The sequence below is a fragment of the Verrucosispora sp. WMMD703 genome, assembly GCF_049178935.1.
Lineage (GTDB): Bacteria > Actinomycetota > Actinomycetes > Mycobacteriales > Micromonosporaceae > Micromonospora > Micromonospora sediminimaris.
This window is the reverse complement of record NZ_JBMHMM010000004.1, coordinates 1,786,359-1,802,517: the sequence shown is the minus strand read 5'-3', so window position 1 is coordinate 1,802,517 and position 16,159 is coordinate 1,786,359. Positions and strand designations below refer to the sequence as shown.

The 16,159-nt window shown below is 72.4% G+C and carries 13 protein-coding genes; 5 read left to right on the top strand and 8 right to left on the bottom strand.

The features are described from left to right. Positions 1-71 precede the first annotated feature (71 nt). Entirely contained in the window at positions 72-1,436 is a 1,365-nt protein-coding gene (locus ACN26Z_RS08900; RefSeq protein WP_421460636.1) for a glutamine synthetase family protein, read from the bottom strand. Positions 1,437-1,529: 93 nt separating this feature from the next. Beyond that, positions 1,530-1,790: a YciI family protein gene (locus ACN26Z_RS08895; protein ID WP_421460634.1), complete on the bottom strand. Its 261-nt coding sequence runs from the start codon at positions 1,788-1,790 to the stop codon at positions 1,530-1,532. Positions 1,791-1,850: 60 nt separating this feature from the next. Here ACN26Z_RS08895 and ACN26Z_RS08890 point away from each other — a divergent pair, with 60 nt between their 5' ends. Further along, a complete protein-coding gene (locus tag ACN26Z_RS08890; RefSeq protein ID WP_421460632.1) occupies positions 1,851-2,513 on the top strand; it encodes a Crp/Fnr family transcriptional regulator in 663 nt (220 codons plus the stop codon). Positions 2,514-2,730: 217 nt separating this feature from the next. Here ACN26Z_RS08890 and ACN26Z_RS08885 read toward each other — a convergent pair whose 3' ends face one another. The 4 genes from ACN26Z_RS08885 to pcaF form a co-directional block, all read right to left on the bottom strand. Then, complete coding sequence (locus ACN26Z_RS08885) at positions 2,731-3,231, bottom strand: DUF456 domain-containing protein (protein WP_093401652.1); 501 nt, start codon at positions 3,229-3,231, stop codon at positions 2,731-2,733. Positions 3,232-3,303: 72 nt separating this feature from the next. Further along, the gene (locus tag ACN26Z_RS08880) at positions 3,304-5,466 is read right to left on the bottom strand and encodes a putative bifunctional diguanylate cyclase/phosphodiesterase (RefSeq protein ID WP_093402024.1); all 2,163 of its coding nucleotides are present in this window, start codon (positions 5,464-5,466) and stop codon (positions 3,304-3,306) included. A 4-nt stretch (positions 5,467-5,470) separates the two neighbouring features. After that, on the bottom strand, positions 5,471-6,289 hold the full coding sequence (locus ACN26Z_RS08875; protein ID WP_093401653.1) for an SAM-dependent methyltransferase: 819 nt from the start codon (positions 6,287-6,289) through the stop codon (positions 5,471-5,473). Between the two features lie 115 nt (positions 6,290-6,404). Next, complete coding sequence (gene pcaF / locus ACN26Z_RS08870) at positions 6,405-7,607, bottom strand: 3-oxoadipyl-CoA thiolase (protein ID WP_093401654.1); 1,203 nt, start codon at positions 7,605-7,607, stop codon at positions 6,405-6,407. 104 nt (positions 7,608-7,711) lie between these two features. Between pcaF and ACN26Z_RS08865 the strand changes: the two genes are divergently transcribed. Genes ACN26Z_RS08865 through ACN26Z_RS08855 form a run of 3 tightly spaced genes read left to right on the top strand, consistent with a single transcriptional unit; the run spans position 7,712 to position 10,488 of the window. Beyond that, positions 7,712-8,677, top strand: a complete 966-nt coding sequence (locus tag ACN26Z_RS08865; RefSeq protein WP_421460629.1) for a glutathione S-transferase family protein — start codon at positions 7,712-7,714, stop codon at positions 8,675-8,677. Then, positions 8,670-9,392: a DUF998 domain-containing protein gene (locus ACN26Z_RS08860; protein ID WP_093401656.1), complete on the top strand. Its 723-nt coding sequence runs from the start codon at positions 8,670-8,672 to the stop codon at positions 9,390-9,392. The genes ACN26Z_RS08865 and ACN26Z_RS08860 overlap by 8 nt, the downstream gene beginning before the upstream one ends. A gap of 28 nt (positions 9,393-9,420) precedes the next feature. Continuing rightward, positions 9,421-10,488 (top strand): NADH:flavin oxidoreductase/NADH oxidase, encoded by a 1,068-nt coding sequence (locus tag ACN26Z_RS08855; RefSeq protein ID WP_093401657.1) that lies wholly within the window; start codon positions 9,421-9,423, stop codon positions 10,486-10,488. 66 nt (positions 10,489-10,554) lie between these two features. Here the strand turns inward: ACN26Z_RS08855 and ACN26Z_RS08850 are convergent, their stop codons facing one another. Beyond that, on the bottom strand, positions 10,555-14,310 hold the full coding sequence (locus ACN26Z_RS08850; RefSeq protein WP_421460625.1) for an ATP-binding cassette domain-containing protein: 3,756 nt from the start codon (positions 14,308-14,310) through the stop codon (positions 10,555-10,557). A 120-nt stretch (positions 14,311-14,430) separates the two neighbouring features. Further along, the gene (locus ACN26Z_RS08845; protein WP_093401659.1) at positions 14,431-15,270 is read right to left on the bottom strand and encodes a DUF4081 domain-containing GNAT family N-acetyltransferase; all 840 of its coding nucleotides are present in this window, start codon (positions 15,268-15,270) and stop codon (positions 14,431-14,433) included. Between the two features lie 264 nt (positions 15,271-15,534). Here ACN26Z_RS08845 and ACN26Z_RS08840 point away from each other — a divergent pair, with 264 nt between their 5' ends. Continuing rightward, entirely contained in the window at positions 15,535-16,119 is a 585-nt protein-coding gene (locus ACN26Z_RS08840) for a PadR family transcriptional regulator (RefSeq protein WP_421460623.1), read from the top strand. Positions 16,120-16,159: the final 40 nt, after the last annotated feature.

Here is a 16,159-nt window from a genome sequence, read left to right as displayed (position 1 = left end):
ACTCGACATAGCACCACAATCCAGGGACCGAAAGTGCAAGATCGCGGAGAAGGTGGGGTGGTTGGCGGCTGTCAGAGGCGTTCGAAACCACGGGTCAGTTCCCAGTCGGTGACGGCGGCGTCGAAGACGGCCAGCTCGACGCGGGCCATGTTGGCGTAGTGGGCGACCACCTCCTCGCCGAAGGCGTCGCGGGCCACCGTCGAGCCTTCCCAGAGGGAGAGGGCGTCGCGAAGGGTACCGGGGACGCGTTCGGCGCCCGGGTCGTCGTACGCGTTGCCGGTGCACTCCTCGCCCAGATCCAACTCGTTCTCGATGCCGTGCAGCGCGCCCGCCACCAGCGCCGCGATCGCCAGGTACGGGTTGACGTCGGCACCCGGCACCCGGTTCTCCACCCGCATCCCCTGACCGTGCCCCACCAACCGCAGCGCGCAGGTGCGGTTGTCGGTGCCCCACCGCAGTGCGGTCGGCGCGAAGGAGCCCGGCTGGTAACGCTTGTATGAGTTGATGTTCGGCGCGAAGAACAGGCTCATCTCGCGCATCGTGGCGAGCAGCCCGGCGAGCACCCGCTCACCGGTCCGGCTCAGGTGCGCCGGCCCGTCACCCAGCATCGCCGAGCCGCCGGAGGCGTCCCGCAGCGAGAAGTGGATGTGGCAGGAGTTGCCCTCCCGCTCGTTCGGCTTCGCCATGAAGGTGATCGACATGCCCTCCTGGGCGGCGATCTCCTTCGCCCCGTTCTTGTAGATGACGTGATGGTCGGCGCAGGCGACCGCCTCGTCGTAGCGGAAGGCGATCTCGTGCTGGCCGAGGTTGCACTCACCTTTCGCGCTCTCCGGAACCAGCCCCGCGCCGGCCATCTCGGTGCGGATCCGGCGCAGCAGCGGCTCCACCCGGGCGGTACCCAGCAGGGAATAGTCGACGTTGTACTGGTTGGCCGGGGTCAGCTCCCGGTACCCGCTGCGCCACGCCTGCTCGTACGAGTCACGGAAGAGGACGAACTCCAGCTCGGTGCCGGCGTACGCGGTCAACCCGTGCCCGGCCAGCCGGTCCAACTGCCGGCGCAGGATCTGCCGCGGCGAGGCGATCACCGGACCGGCCCCGTCCAACCACTCCAGATCGGCCAGGAGCAGCGCCGTCCCGGGCTGCCACGGCACCCGGCGCAGGGTGCCGAAGTCCGGCTTCATCGCGAAGTCGCCGTAGCCGCGTTCCCAGCTCGACATCGCGTACCCGTCGACGGTGTTCATGTCCACGTCGACGGCGAGCAGGTAGTTGCATCCCTCGCTGCCGTGTCCGACGACCTGGTCGAGGAAGTACGGGGCGTGGAACCGTTTGCCCTGCAACCGGCCCTGCATGTCGACCAGGGCCAGCGCCACCGTGTCGATCTCGCCCTCGGCGACGGCGACCCGCAGTTGTTCCAACGTGAGCGGCGGCGTTCTCATCCGCGAGCCTCCATCACCAAGGTCTACCGGCCGAGCCGATCACCGTCAATAAGACGCTCCGCCGGTACCCCGATCCGGTCCCCCGCCAAACCGTCAGGGACCGACGACCGGTCGCCATCCGCGCACCGCCACAACCTCGACACCGGCGGTGGTGAAGTAGGAATCCTCGGCCATGAGCCGGTCGGCCTCCGCCCGGTCGCCGGTGAAGACCAGCAACGCACCGGAGTCGCCGTCCCAGGGGCCGGCGAGGAGCAGCGCGCCCTGCTCGTACAGCGCCCGCAGGCGGTCCCGGTGCGCCGGTCGGGCCGCCAGCCGGGCAGGCTCGTCGGTGAAGGAGAGCTCCACACAGATCATGGCGAGGAGCGTAAGGACCAGACGGGTCGTACGGCTGTATCCCGCGATACGCTCCGCGAGATGGACCAGGTCGAACTGGCGGCGGTGCCGCTGTTCTCGATGCTCGACGAGGCACGCCTGGCGTGGCTCGCCACCGAGTGTCCGCCCCGCGACCTTTCCCGGGGGGCCACCGCCGCCCGCGTCGGCGAGCCGGCCCGACACCTCGTCGTGGTGATCCGCGGAACGCTCTCGGCGGGCTACGACACCAGCCACGGCTCGCGGGTCCGATTCGTGACGGTGACCGGCCCATGCGTGATCGACAAGGCCGCCGTACTCGGCGGCGGATCGCACACGGCGACCTGGACCGCGTCGACCGCCTGCCGGATCCGCCTGCTGCCGGCGGTTCTCCTGCGAGATCTCATCGACCAGGTTCCGGCGCTCCGCGACCACGTACTACGCCACCTGTCCGACCAGGTGCACCGCGACCGCCGGGCCCAGGTCCGCCGCGCCGCGCCGCAGCCCGTCACGCGGGTCGCCGCCTGGGTCGCCGAATCCATGCGTACCCGGGGCAGCCGGATCAACCTGCCGGGAGCGCAGCAGGGACTCGGTGAGGAGATCGGGCTGTCCCGGGTGACCGTCAACCGTGCGCTACAGGTCCTCGTCGGCGCGGGCGCCATCCGGGTCGAGCCCGGCGCCATCGTCGTGTTGGACCCGAGCCGCCTCACCGCACGCGACGGCAGCTAGGCCGTGTGTCGGCCGCAATTGCGTTGCCGGCGGGGCCGGCGTAGCCCATCCTTGGGCTTGTGACCAGGCCCGATCGCGACGGGCCGACCACCGGGCCCTCGGAACGGCCCGGCCGCCGCGGCGGCGCGGGGAAGCGTCACCTCTCTCTCGGGTACGGCGTCGCGCCCTACCCCGACTCCGCCCCGCGCCGCTTCGGTCAGCACCGTGCCACGATCGGTCAAGCCATCACCAGGCCGGCCACCCAGAGGGCGCCGATCACCATGCCGGAGAGGAACTCCACGAGCATCGACAGTCCGGCGGCGGCGACCGCCTGCTTCGTCGCCGGCCAGGCCAGCCGGGTGTCTCCCAGCCGCAGCCGCTCCATCACGAAGATCCCGCCGACGAAGCCGATGACCAGCCCGACCACCGGGATGACGAAGAAGCCGACCAGGCCGAGCACCGCGCCGGCCAGCAGCGAGGTGGTGGGCACCCCGGCCCGCTTGAGGTTCCGGCCGGGCCAGGCGTACTTGACCACGGTGCCGGCCACGGCGACCAGCGTGGCGGCGGCGAGCACCAGCCAGCGGCCGGTTCCGGCGTCGCCGAACAGGCTCCACACCAGTACGCCGCCCCAGCACAACGGCAGCGCCGGCAGACCGGGCACCACCACCCCGGCCAACCCGGCGAGGATGGCCAGCGCGGCGACGACCGACACCGCCGTCCCGGTCTCCGTCAGCCCCACGTCGACTCCCCATCCGCTCGCCTCGACCCTGATCCACGGGCCACGTTCGTACCCGGAATGGTCACGGTCTGATCATCGCGGTCCGTCGCCACGCAACCGGGCCACCACCGTCTCCGCCGGACCGGGTGGGCCGAACAGCCGGCCCTGGGCGGTGTCGCACCGCAACGCCCGCAGCCGCTCCGCCTGCGCTTCGGTCTCGACCGCCTCCGCGGTGACCCACAGTTCCAACGCGTGGGCCAGCCGCACCAGCGCGTCGACGATGCGTTCGTCACGGTGATCGGCGTCGGCCGGCGCGGTGCCCCGGATTCCCTCCACGAACGGGCCCGCCAACTTCAGACAGGTGATCGGCAACCGGCGCAGGTACGCCAGATTCGAGTACCCGGTGCCGAAGTCGTCCACGGCCAGCCGTACGCCCAGCGCGGCGAGCCGGTGCAGGGTCCGCAGCGGCTCCCCGGCGGACCCCATCACCGCGCTCTCGGTCAACTCCAGTTGCAGCAGCTCCGCCGGCAGGCCGCTGCTGGCCAGCGCATCGGCCACGGTGTCCACGATCGCCGGGCGATCGGCCTGGCGGGCGGCCAGGTTCACGCTGACCACCAACCCGGCGTCAGGGAATTCGGTGTGCCACCGCTGGGCGTCGCGACACGCTTGCCGCAGCACCCACTCACCGAGACGGACGATCAGGCCGGTCTCCTCGGCGAGTCCGATGAACCGGTCCGGACCGACAAGTCCCAGGTGCGGATGCTGCCACCGGACGAGCGCCTCGACGGCCAGCATGCGCCCGTCGAGCAGGGAGACGATCGGCTGGTAGTGCAGCACGAACTCGCCCCGGTCCAGGGCCGCCGGCAGCCCGGCGGCCAGCTCCGACCGGGCGAGGTCCCGGGCGCTGCGCTCGGGATCGTAGACCGCCCACCGGTCGCGGCCCTCCGCCTTCGCCCAGTAGAGCGTGGCGTCGGCCGCCTTCATCAGCTCCACCACGCTGGTGCCGGCCACCGCCGAGTCGACGATGCCAATGCTCGCCGAGACCGCGAGCTGCTGGTCGCCGACGCACAGCGGCGCGGCGACGGCGGCCAGGGCCGACTCGGCCACGGCGATGACGTCCTCGACGGCGGCCACCCCGTCGACCAGGATGACGAACTCGTCGCCGCCCATCCGGGCGACCAGATAGCCCTGCTCGGCCACACAGTCGGCCAGCCGTCGGGCGATCATCACGAGCAGCCGGTCGCCGAGTGCGTGCCCGAGACTGTCGTTTATCGCCTTGAATCCGTCCAGGTCGAGGAAGCAGACACCGACCCGGCCCGGCGCGTCGGGTCGCTCCACCAGGCCGGCCAGCGTGTCGAAGAACAGCGTCCGGTTCGGCAGGCCGGTCAGCGGGTCGTGCAGCGCCTGGAAGCGCAACCGCTGCTGGAGTTCGTACCGTTCGGTGATGTCCTCGACCACGGCCACGGTGAACCGGGGCCGGCCGTCGTCGTGGCGGATCAGCGAGACGGCCAGATCCGTCCAGACGGCGCTGCCGTCCTTGCGGTAGTAGCGCTTCTGGACCCGGGCCGCTTCGTGCTTGCCCTCGATCAGCTCCTGGTACAGCTCCCACATGCCGGCCGCGTCGTCGGCGTGGAACAGCGACGCCACGTTGAGCTGCCGCAGTTCCTCGACCGAGTAGCCGAGCATGTCGGCGAAGGCGTGGTTGACGTCGATGATCGTCCCGTCGACTCCGGCGATGCCGATGCCGATGGCCGCGCCGTCGAAGACCGCCCGGAAGCGGGCCTCGCTGTCCCGCAACGCCGCCTCGGCGTCGTCCCGCGCCTGCCACATGGCGCGGGCGATCCCCTCCTGCTGGACGAAGGTCCGCTCCCGCAGCGCGCGGGCGAAGCCGGCCGCGAGAGCGCCCTGCACCACCGCGATCCGCTCGTCCAACCCCGGCCGCCCGGCCGCGGCGGCGAGCACGTCGGCCCGGAACCGCTCGCCGAGCGTACGCACCGACCACTCGATCACCCCCGGCTCGGTCAGGTGCGCGGCGACGAGTGACCGACCGACCTCCTCCGCTGCCGGGGCCGGTGGCTCGGCGCTGAGCAGCACCTCCGCCAGCCGGAAGGTGTGCCCGAGCAGCAACCGCTCGGTCTCGGCCGCGCTCAGCGGCACGAAACCGAGCCGGCGTACGGCCCGCGCCCAGTCGGCGGCGTACCGCTGGGCGCCGGCCGGATCGACGGTGTTCCCGCCGGAGGCACCCACGGCGGCCATCGGATCAGCCGGCGGGCCGGTCGTTCCGGGCGACACCACCGAAGGCACCGAAGCGCTGCCCGTCGGCGGTGACGTCGGACGGCGAGTCGGGTCGCCACAGCTCCATGTGCACCACTCCGGGATCCACAATCGTCCAGTCACCGAAGAACCCGGTGATCTCGGCCCGCGAGCGGAGAGTGATCTCCGTGGCGGTACGTGCCGACAGTCGTTGCGCGTCCAGCATCTCCTGCGGCTGGTCCTCGAAGGTGGAGTGTGAGATGACCAGGTGGCTGCCGGGGGCGGCGGCCGCGCGCAGGGTGGCCAGGACGTCACCGGGACGGTCGGTGTCCGGTACGAAGTGCACCACCCCGGCGAGCAGGATGCCCAGCGGCCGGTCGAAGTCGAGCAGGTCGAGCTTGCCCGCCTCGGCCAGGATCCGTTCCGGGTCCCGCAGGTCGGCGTGGATGACGCCGGTCGACTCGTTGCCGGCGAGCAGTTCCCGGCTGTGCGCCACCGCGACCGGGTCGATGTCGACGTAGATCACCCGGGCCTTCGGGTTCGCGGCCTGGGCGACCTCGTGCACATTGCCGACCGTGGGGATGCCGGAGCCGATGTCCAGGAACTGGTCTATGCCGGCGTCGAGCAGGGCACGCACCGCCCGGCGAAGGAACTCCCGCCCGGCCCGCATGGTGGCCGCCAGGTTCGGCGTCATGGTCGCGATCTGCTCGGCCAGTTGCCGATCGATCTCGAAGTTGTGGGCACCGCCGAGGAAGTAGTCGTACACCCGCGCCGCGCTGGGCCGGGAAAGGTCGATCTCGGCGGGAAGTCCGTCCGGCTTCTGCACTGGTTGCACCTCACGTCGTCGCCGTGGATCGTGATGCTGACCACTCTAGGCGGGTCCGCGGCGCGGGGGGAGATCCACAACGGCCTTTTCCTGATCTACCACCGCTGCCGGCGGCTCAGGCGGCCTCCAGCAGCAGCGCGATGCCCTGCCCCACTCCGATGCACATGGTGGCCAGCGCCCGCCGCCCGCCGCGTCGGCGCAGTTCCAACGCGGCGGTCAGCGCGAGCCGGGCACCGCTGGCACCGAGCGGGTGACCCAGGGCGATGGCGCCCCCGTTGGGGTTGACGTGCTCCGCGTCCTCCGGCAGGCCGAGTTCGCGCAGCACCGCGACGGACTGGGCGGCGAACGCCTCGTTCAGCTCGATCACGTCGATGTCGGCCAGCGCCAACCCCTGCCGGTCCAGCAGCCGCCGGGTCGCCGGAACCGGCCCGATGCCCATCACCCGGGGCGGCACGCCGGCCGCCGCCGTGCCGGCCACCCGGGCCAACGGAGTGAGACCGTACGCGGCGACGGCCGCCTCCGATGCGACAAGCAGCGCCACCGCGCCGTCGTTGACGCCCGAGGAGTTGCCGGCGGTCACCGTGCCGCCGTCGCGGAACGGGGTGGGCAGCGCGGCCAGCTTCTCCAGCGAGGTCTGTCGGGGATGCTCGTCCACCTCGACCAGCCGGGTCTCCCGCCGACCCGCCGGCACGGTCACCGGCACGATCTCCTCGGCCAACCGGCCGTCGGCCTGGGCCTTGGCGGCCCGCAACTGCGAGCGGTACGCGAACTCGTCCTGCGCCGCCCGGTCGACGCCGTACTCGGCGGCCACGTTCTCCGCCGTCTCGGGCATCGAGTCGATGCCCCAGCCCCGCTCCATCAACGGGTTCACCAGCCGCCAACCGATAGTCGTGTCGTACACCTCGGCGGAGCGGGAGAACGCGGTGGTCGCCTTCGGCATGACGAACGGCGCCCGGCTCATGCTCTCCACGCCGCCCGCGACGACCAGGTCCGCCTCGCCGGCGACGACCGACCGGGCGGCGGTGGCCAGCGCGTCCAGCCCGGAGCCGCAGAGCCGGTTGACCGTGCTGCCCGGCACCTGCTCGGGCAGCCCGCCGAGCAGCGCCGCCATCCGGGCCACGTTGCGGTTGTCCTCGCCGGCCTGGTTGGCGCAGCCGAGCACCACGTCGTCGGTACGCGCCCAGTCCACCGACGGATGCCTCGCGACCAGCTCGCGGATCACGTGGGCGGCCAGATCGTCGGGGCGTACGCCGGCCAGCGCACCGGCGTACCGGCCGATCGGGGTGCGGACACCGGCCACCAGGTATGCCACGGTCATCGCGAGTCCTTCGGGGGGATGGGAAGGGGTGCAGGGGCGCGTCCACCGGGTCCACGGGGACTGACGGCCAGGATATCCCCGGCGGCTGCCGATAGGTTGTGGGCATGGCTCGGGCCCAGTTCAGCGCGGAAACCAGCGACGGCGGCGCGTTCGTCCGCCAACCCAACCGGTTCACCGGGCGGGTGACGCCGCACTCGACCGCACCGCCCGGTGGCGGGCCAGACGAGCAGGACCGCTGGCCGCTGGAGCCGGGCCGCTACCGGCTGATCTGGTGCCGGGCCTGCCCCTGGGCGCACCGGGCACTGATCGTGCGTAACCTGCTCGGGCTGACCGACGCCATCTCGCTGGGCACCGTCGACCCGATCCGGGACGATCGCGGTTGGCGGTTCGCCCTCGACCCGGACGGCTTCGACCCGGTGCTCGGCATCGGTTTCCTCTCCGAGGCGTACCTGGCCACCGATCCGGACTACACCGGCCGGGTCACCGTGCCGGCGCTGGTGGACACCCGTACCGGCCGGGTGGTCACCAACGACTACCCGCAACTGACCCTGGACCTGTCCACCGAGTGGCGGCAGTTGCACGCCCCGGACGCGCCGGACCTCTACCCGGTCGAGCTGCGCCCGGAGCTGGACGTGCTCATGGCCGAGATCCACCGGGACGTCAACAACGGCGTCTACCGATGCGGCTTCGCCACCACCCAGCAGGCGTACGACGAGGCGTTCGAGGCGCTGTTCACCCGGCTGGACGCGCTGTCGGAGCGGTTGGCCGGCCGTCGCTACCTGATGGGTGACTCGATCACCGAGGCGGACGTGCGCCTGTTCACCACGCTGGTCCGCTTCGACGTGGCGTACCACGGACACTTCAAGTGCAACCGGCAGAAACTCACCGAGCTGCCGGTGTTGTGGGCCTACGCCCGGGACCTGTTCCAGACTCCCGGTTTCGGGGAGACCGTCGACTTCGACCACATCAAGCGGCACTACTACGCCACCCACGGCGAGATCAACCCGACCGGGATCGTCCCACTCGGGCCGGACCTGCACGGCTGGACGACGCCGCACGGACGTGGCTGAGCCGCCGGCAACGGTCCGACGGTCGGTGCGGCGCGGCGCCGCGCTGGTCGCCGCGCTCTGCGCCCTGGCTGGCGCGGCTGCGGTGACACTCGCCGTCGTCGCCGGCCCAGGACCGGGCCTGACCGGGTACGTGAGTGAGGCCGGTGTCGTCGACAGCGACTATGCCTGGACGTACCGGTTCGGAGTGTTCGCCCTGGCCGGGGCGCTGCTGCTGCTCGCCGTCGCACTACGGGTCGGTGCGCGGCACTGCGGCGACCCGGCACTTCGGGTCGCCGTGACGCTACTCGTGGCGGCGAGTCTGTGCACGGTCCTGTCCGGAGCGGTGACGTGCAGCGCGGGCTGCCCGCTGCCGCCGTTCGAACGGGCCACCGTGGCGGATCTGGTGCACGGTGCGGCAAGTGTCGCCGCGACGGCTGCGGTGGTCTTCGCGATGCTGGCGGTCGCCTTCTCGCCGGTGGCGCGACGCCGGCTGCGGCGCACGGGCGTCGTCGCGGCAGTTGTGTCGCTGCCACTCGCGGGAGCTGTCGGTCTGGCGATGCTGCTGGTCGGCCGGAGTCCGCTGGTCGGGGTGCTGGAGCGGCTGCTGCTGACGGTTGCCGTCGGCTGGGCCCTGGTCACCGCCGGAGCGTTGGCGGTACGCGACCCCACGACGGTGGCGGTGCAGGACCACCGGACACCTACCGTGCGCGAGCCCACAGCTCGCCGTCGGCGCTGAGGTCGCGCATCCGGGAGAGGATGGCGCGATGAGTTCGTTGTTCACGCCGCTGACGCTGCGGACGGTCACCCTGCCCAACCGGATCGCGCTGGCACCGATGTGCCAGTACAGCGCCGGTCCCGACGGCCTGCCCACCGACTGGCACCTGGTGCACCTCGGCACCCGGGCGATCGGTGGCGCGGGCCTGGTGATGACCGAGGCGACCGCCGTGCTGCCGGAGGGCCGGATCAGCCCGCAGGACACCGGGTTGTGGTCCGGCCGCCACGTCGACGCCTGGCGGCCGGTGACCAGGCTGGTGGCCGCGCACGGCGCGGTGCCCGTGGTGCAGCTCGCGCATGCCGGGTTCAAGGCGTCGACGTACCGGCCGTGGGAGCCGCGTCAGGGTGGGGTGCCGGACGCCGAGGGCGGCTGGACGCCGGTCGGGCCGACCGGTGAACCGTTCGTGCCGGAGTACCGGGTGCCGTCGGCCCTGGACGACACCGGGATCGCCGATGTCGTCGCGGCATTCGCCGAGTCCGCCACGCGGGCGGTGGCGGCCGGCTTCGCCGCCGTGGAGATCCACGCTGCACACGGCTACCTGCTGCACGAGTTCCTCTCCCCGCTTACCAACAATCGGGCCGACGGCTGGGGCGGTGACCGGGCCGGGCGGATGCGGCTGACGCTGGAGGTCGCTCGGGCGGTGCGCGCCGCTGTCGGTGAGGACGTGCCGGTCCTGGCCCGGATCTCGGCCACCGACTGGGTGCCGGGCGGCTGGACGGTCGAGGACAGCGTGGCCCTCGCCGCCGAACTCGCCGCCGCCGGGGTGGACCTGATCGACTGTTCCTCCGGCGGGGCGTCGCCATCCGCAAAGGTTCCGGTCGGGCGCGGCTACCAGGTGCCGCTGGCCGCTCAGGTCCGCCGCGAGGCGCAGGTGCCGACCGGCGCGGTCGGCCTGATCGTCGAACCGGAGCAGGCCGAGGCGATCATCGCCGACGGCGAGGCCGACATGGTGCTGCTCGGCCGGGAGTTGCTGCGCAATCCGTACTGGCCGCACCAGGCGGCCGCCAAGCTGGGCGCCGCGCCCAACTGGCCGGCCCCGTACCTGCGGGCGGCCTGATCCGCGGGTCCGGCTGCCCGGTGACGACCGAGGGCAGCCGGACCCGTGCGGATCTCAGACCCGCTCTCAGCCGGCCAGGTGACCCCAGCGTCGATCCAGGTCACGCCACGGGCCCTGGGCGGCCACCGTACCGGCGACGAGCACCACCACGTGGTCGGCCCGTACCAGCGCGGCCCGCTTCGAGGTGGAGCCGACCACCGTGACGCCCCGGTCCCGCAACGCCTGCCACAGCGCCAGTTCCGTGGTGACATCCAGCGCTGAGGAGACGTCGTCGGCCACCAGCAGCTCGGTACGCGGAGCCAACGCCCGGGCCAGCGCCAGCCGTTGCAGCTGCCCACCGGACAACCGGGTGCCCTTGTGCCCGATGAGCAGACCCAGCCCACTGCCGGTGGCGGCCAGGTCGTGTTCGAGCTGGGCGGTGCTGACCGCGTGCTCGGCGTCCACCTGATGCCCGAGGGTGATGTTGTCGGCGACCGTGCCGGAGAGCACCCGGGGCAACTGACCGACGTAGCCGACCTGGTTGGGACGCAGGAACAGCTCCGGCTCGGTCACCGGCTCGTCGTTCCAGGTCAGCAGGCCGGTGTGCGGGGCGATGCCCGCGAGGGCCCGCAGCAGCGACGACTTGCCCGAACCGACCGGCCCGACCACGAGGACCAGTTGACCACGTTCCACGGTCAGGTCCACGTCGCGTACGGCGACGGTGCCGTCGGTGTGCCGGACGCCGAAGCCGACCAGTTCCAGCCGCCGCAGCGGGGTACGCGGTGGCGCCGTCGGGGCCGGGGCCGCGCCGGCGGCCAGGTCGACCCCGGGCACCCGCGCCGAGTACGCCTCGATCCCGGTCATCTCCGCCGTCCGCCGGGTCCACACCCGCGCCGACGGCACCTGGGAGATCAACGAGGCGGTGGTCCAGGCGAACCAGCGTGCCGCGCCCAGCGTGGCGACCGCGACCAGAGTTGCCCCGGCGGAGAGCCCGCCGGCCAGGAACAACGCCCACACGCCGATCGGGAACAGCCCGCTGGCCACCGCTGGCGTGGAGCGCGCCCAGACCTGCACGGCGATCTCCCGGCGCTGCCGTTCGCTGCGTACGGTGTCGAGGTTGGCGAGGTGGGTCAGCACCGGTCGGGTGGCCCCGGCCAGCTTCACCGTGCGGGCCGCCGACAGGGTGGAGACCAGGGCGGTGGCGAAGGCCGCCCGGGCGGCGACGGTGTCCCGTGCCGCGCGCTCCAGCCTCGGCCCGAACGCCGTGGCGGCCAGCCCGGAGAGCACCATCGTGCCGAGGAAGAACAGTCCCGGCACCACGCTGTCGGTGATCAACGTCATGGCGACCAGCAGGATCAGACCGACGGTCTGGTCGAGCACGTTGTCGGCGAGTTGGACCACCCGCTCGGTGTCACCGCCCTGGGCGACCACCTCGGCCGGGGTGTGCCGGCTGACCCGGCGCGGGCCGGTCTGGCCGTGCACGAGTCGCGCGCTGATCCGCAGCATCTGCCGGACCCACCAGGCCGGAAACCACAGGTGGGTCCAGTAGTGCGCCGGGATGGCGAGGATCAGCCCGGCCGCGATACCCACGGCGGGCAGCCAGGGGTCGCCGGTGCCGTCGACCACGTCGGCCCAGAGCCAGGCGAGCACCGGCCCGTCCAGGCCGAGGATCGCCAGCACGGCGAAGATGCCCACCGCAGCCGCGCCGTACCGAGGGTCGTTAAGGCAGAGCCGAGCTATCTCCCGCAGGGTCCGTGCCCGGGAGGCGGGTCGCTGATCGCCCCCGCCACCCGTCCTCGCGTCGACCGGCGGTCCGCCGAGCTCAGGTCCGCCAACCTCATGTCCCCCGGTCTCCCGGCCCTCCGCCGGCTCGACCGGCTCGGGTCCGACCGCCGGTGTGGCGGCGACGACGGCTTCGACCGGCGGGTCCGGCCGGACGGCGTCGGCCAGCGGATCACTTGCCTGGGACGAACCGGGCGCCCTGATGCCTGCGACCAGCAGACCTCTCGGGTCGCCCGAGTCGGCTGCGATCGCCGCGTCCGCCGGGTGAGCACCGACCAGCACCGGTTCCGGCCGCGGCCAGCCCGACCCGGCCAGCAGGTCAACCTCGGCGTCGCCGGCAGCACCACCCGCCTGGCCGGCAGCACCATCCGCGTTACCGACGGCACCACCCGCGTCGCCAGCGGCGAGGAGTTCGGCGAAGCGCCGCGACTCGGCCAGCGGGGCGGCCTCGACCACCGCGCCGTCGGCCAGCACCACCACCTCGTCACAGCGGCTCACCGACGACAGCCGGTGGGCGATGACGATGCCGATCCGGTCGCGCAGCAGGCGCTCGGTGGCCTGCTGCACCCGGGTCTCGGTGACCGGGTCGAGCCGGGCGGTGGCCTCGTCGAGGATCACCACGTGCGGATCACGGACCAGGATCCGGGCGAAGGCGACCAACTGCTCCTGGCCGGCCGAGAGCACATGGCCGCCCTCGCCTAGGCGGGTGTTCAGCCCGGCCGGCAGCTCCGCGATCCAGTTGGTCAGCCCCAGCTCGTCCAGGGCCCGGGCGGCGGCGTCGAGCAGTTCGGGGTCGAACAGCGCCACGTTCTCGGCGAGGGTGCCGGCGAGGATCTCGGTACGCTGCGGCACCACGGCGACCCACCGGCGCAACTGCTCCACGTCGAGGTCGAGCACGTCGCGCCCGCCCAGCAGGACCGTCCCCGGTGGCACGTCGACCGCCCGGGTGAGCAGCTTGGCCAGCGTCGACTTGCCCGACCCGGTCCGGCCGACCAGGGCGTACGAGCGGCCCCGCACGAAGGTCAGGTCGATGTCGCGCAGCGCGGGGCCGCGATCGGCGTCCGGGCCGGTGCTCGGGTAACGGTAGGTGAGGTCGCGGATGACCAGGTCACCGTCGCTCGGGGCGGCACCGCCGGTGGGTTCCTGCGGGGCGGCCGAGAGCAGTTGGACCCGCCCCCACGCGCCGAGGGCGTACTGCACCTCCGGCACCATCCGGCTGACGTGTTCGACGGTCATGCCGAGGGAGAGCGCGAGCAGCCAGATCGCGGTCATCCGGGCGGCGTCGACCCGGCCGGTGGTCAACGCCCACACGCCGCCGAGCACGACCACCGCCACCCCGGCCCGGGTCACCCCGGCCGCGACTGTGTTGACCTGTGCCGACATCTGCCACACCCGCAGGCCACGGCGCAGCACCTCGGCTGCCCGGCGGGCGTACAGGCGAAGCACGTACGGTCGGGCCAGACTCGTGCGTACGTCGTCCTGGCCGTGGATCGCCTCCTCCATCACCGCCGCGAGGTCCGACCAGGCCGCCTCCTCGTGCATCCGGGCCGGGGCGATCCGGGCGGCGGGACGGCGCAGCGTGAACGCGAGCAGGACGCAGAGCAGCAGCATGCCGATCCCGGCCGGCCACCAGACGGTGAGCGCGACGAGCGTGGACAGCAGGCCGACGGCCAGCGCCTGAGCCAGCCGTACGCCGGGACCGCGCACCCCCGATGCGACGTCGTAGACGTCGCCGTCGATCCGGTCGAGCATCTCCCCCACCGGAGTGGTCTCCAGGGTGGGTACGGGCTGCCCCAGCGCCACCCGGCACAGTCGGCGACGCAGGTCGGCGGACCAGTCGGCGGTCACGCCGGCCATCACCAGGCTGACCACCAGGTCGCTGACGACCGCCGCGACCAACGCCACCGACAGCAGCACGAAGAACCCGACGGAGCGGTGCAGCAGCACCGGCCCGGCGAGCGCGGCGGTGGCCGCCTGGCCGATGCCGCCGAGCAGGATCAGGACGATCACCAGGGTCATCCGACGCGAGGAGGTGACCCACAGATCACGGAGCAGGCGCATGCGTCGGTTTCCTCCGGTCTGGTGGCGGAGTTTCCAGCCTGCTGCGCCCGGCCGCCTGACTCAACGCATTTTCGCCGGTGGCGGGGCGTGACGAGGATCTCCGCCGACCGGCGGGCCGGCTCAGAACAGCACGGTCGCCAACGCGCCGACCGGTCGGAAGCCGCAACGCTCGTAGACGCGCCGGGCGGGCAGGTTGAAGTCGTTGACGTACAGGCTTACCGTGGGCGCGACCCGGGTCAGCGCGTCACGGACCACAGCCGCCATCGCGGCGGTGGCGATGCCCCGCCCGCGCCACTCGGGTGCCACCCACACCCCTTGGACCTGCGCGGTGCGCCGGGTGACGACCGCCAGTTCGGCCTTGAACACCACCCGGCCGTCGACGAAGCGGGCGTACGCCCGACCCGAGCGGATCATCTCGGTGACCCTGCGCCGGTACCCGCGCCCGCCGTCGTCGGCCAACGGCGAGATGCCGACCTCCTCGGTGTACATCGCCACGGCCGCCGGGAAGAGGCGGTCGAGTTCGCCGCTGTGCACCCGGCGTACCTGCGGGTCGACGGGGACCGGGGGCAGCGCGTCGGTGACCAGCAACGGCTGGTTCGGGCGTACGTCGCGGGCCGGTCCCCAGGTGTCGGAGAGTCGATCCCACAGTTGCAGCACGGCGTCGGCGCGCCCCACGATCGAGGAACAGAGCCGTTCCTCGCCGGCCAGCAGGTCGGCGAAGGCGGCGATGGCCTGCGGGCCGGCCAGCACCGGGGTGAGGTTGCCGCCGAGCCAACAGACGGATTCGAGGTGGCGTCGGGAGCCGTACCCCAGGACCCGGCCCTCGGCCCGCCACCAGGCCAGCCCGCGCGCGGCGACCCGCTCCGCGACCTGCGCGCTAGCGAACGGGTCGAGATCGAGCAACCGCTCGACCGCACGCCGTTCCGATTCCCCGATTTGCCGCACCGGCGCAGTCAGCACGGTTACCAGCCTGCCAGATTCATTCACTTTCCGTCGCCGGACCGCAACCCCCACCCACCCCCCACCCCCACCGCTCCCCCTCCCCCGCCCCGTCCCACCCCGTTGATCAAGAAGTTTTCGCCGTCCTCGGGCCCCCATCTCGACCCAAACTTCTTGGTCAACATGGCTGGATGGTGGGCGGGGTGGGTGGCAGTGAGTTGTCGGCGTTGTGTTGGCGATATATCGTTGATGCATCAGTGATAGTTCTGCGAAGGAGACAGTGTGATGAAGTTCCATCGACGTGGGCATGGGCTGCACGAGGGGCGGATGCGGGGGTTCGGTTTCCCGCCCTTCCCGCCGGGGCCCCCGTTTCCGCCGGGCGGGCACGGGTTCGGGCACGGCCGGGGTGGCCGCGGACGGGGCCGGGGACGCCGGCCCAACGTCCGCCACGCGGTGCTGGCCCTGCTCACCGAGCGGCCGATGCACGGCTACGAAATGATCCAGGAGATCGACTCCCGCACCGGCGGGAGCTGGCGGCCCAGCCCCGGTTCGATCTACCCGACCCTCCAGTTGCTGGAGGACGAGGGCGTCGTCGTCGCCACCGAGGAGTCCGGCGGTGGCCGCAAGCGGTTCACCCTCACCGAGCAGGGCCGCACCGAGGCCGACGAGGCGGCCCAGACGCCGCCCTGGGCGGAGGTCGCGGAGGACACCATCAACAGCTGGCACGACATTCGTCACGCCGGCATGCAGGCGATGCAGGCGCTGCGCCAGGTGATGATGACGGGCACCGACGACCAGCGGGAACGCGCCGCCCAGGTGCTCGACGAGACCCGCCGCAAGCTGTACGCGATCCTCGCCGAATCCGAGTGACCCCGGTACGCGCCGAGGGCGGCCACCCACTGGATGGCCG

Coding starts and splice junctions, on each gene's coding strand:
- ACN26Z_RS08840 (WP_421460623.1), top strand. CDS start 15,535: ATGAAGTTCCATCGACGTGGGCATGGGCTGCACGAGGGGCGGATGCGG.
- ACN26Z_RS08865 (WP_421460629.1), top strand. CDS start 7,712: ATGGCTCGGGCCCAGTTCAGCGCGGAAACCAGCGACGGCGGCGCGTTC.
- ACN26Z_RS08880 (WP_093402024.1), bottom strand. CDS start 5,466: ATGGCCGCCGTGGGTGCCTCCGGCGGGAACACCGTCGATCCGGCCGGC.
- ACN26Z_RS08850 (WP_421460625.1), bottom strand. CDS start 14,310: ATGCGCCTGCTCCGTGATCTGTGGGTCACCTCCTCGCGTCGGATGACC.
- ACN26Z_RS08890 (WP_421460632.1), top strand. CDS start 1,851: ATGGACCAGGTCGAACTGGCGGCGGTGCCGCTGTTCTCGATGCTCGAC.
- ACN26Z_RS08895 (WP_421460634.1), bottom strand. CDS start 1,790: ATGATCTGTGTGGAGCTCTCCTTCACCGACGAGCCTGCCCGGCTGGCG.
- pcaF (WP_093401654.1), bottom strand. CDS start 7,607: ATGACCGTGGCATACCTGGTGGCCGGTGTCCGCACCCCGATCGGCCGG.
- ACN26Z_RS08855 (WP_093401657.1), top strand. CDS start 9,421: ATGAGTTCGTTGTTCACGCCGCTGACGCTGCGGACGGTCACCCTGCCC.
- ACN26Z_RS08900 (WP_421460636.1), bottom strand. CDS start 1,436: ATGAGAACGCCGCCGCTCACGTTGGAACAACTGCGGGTCGCCGTCGCC.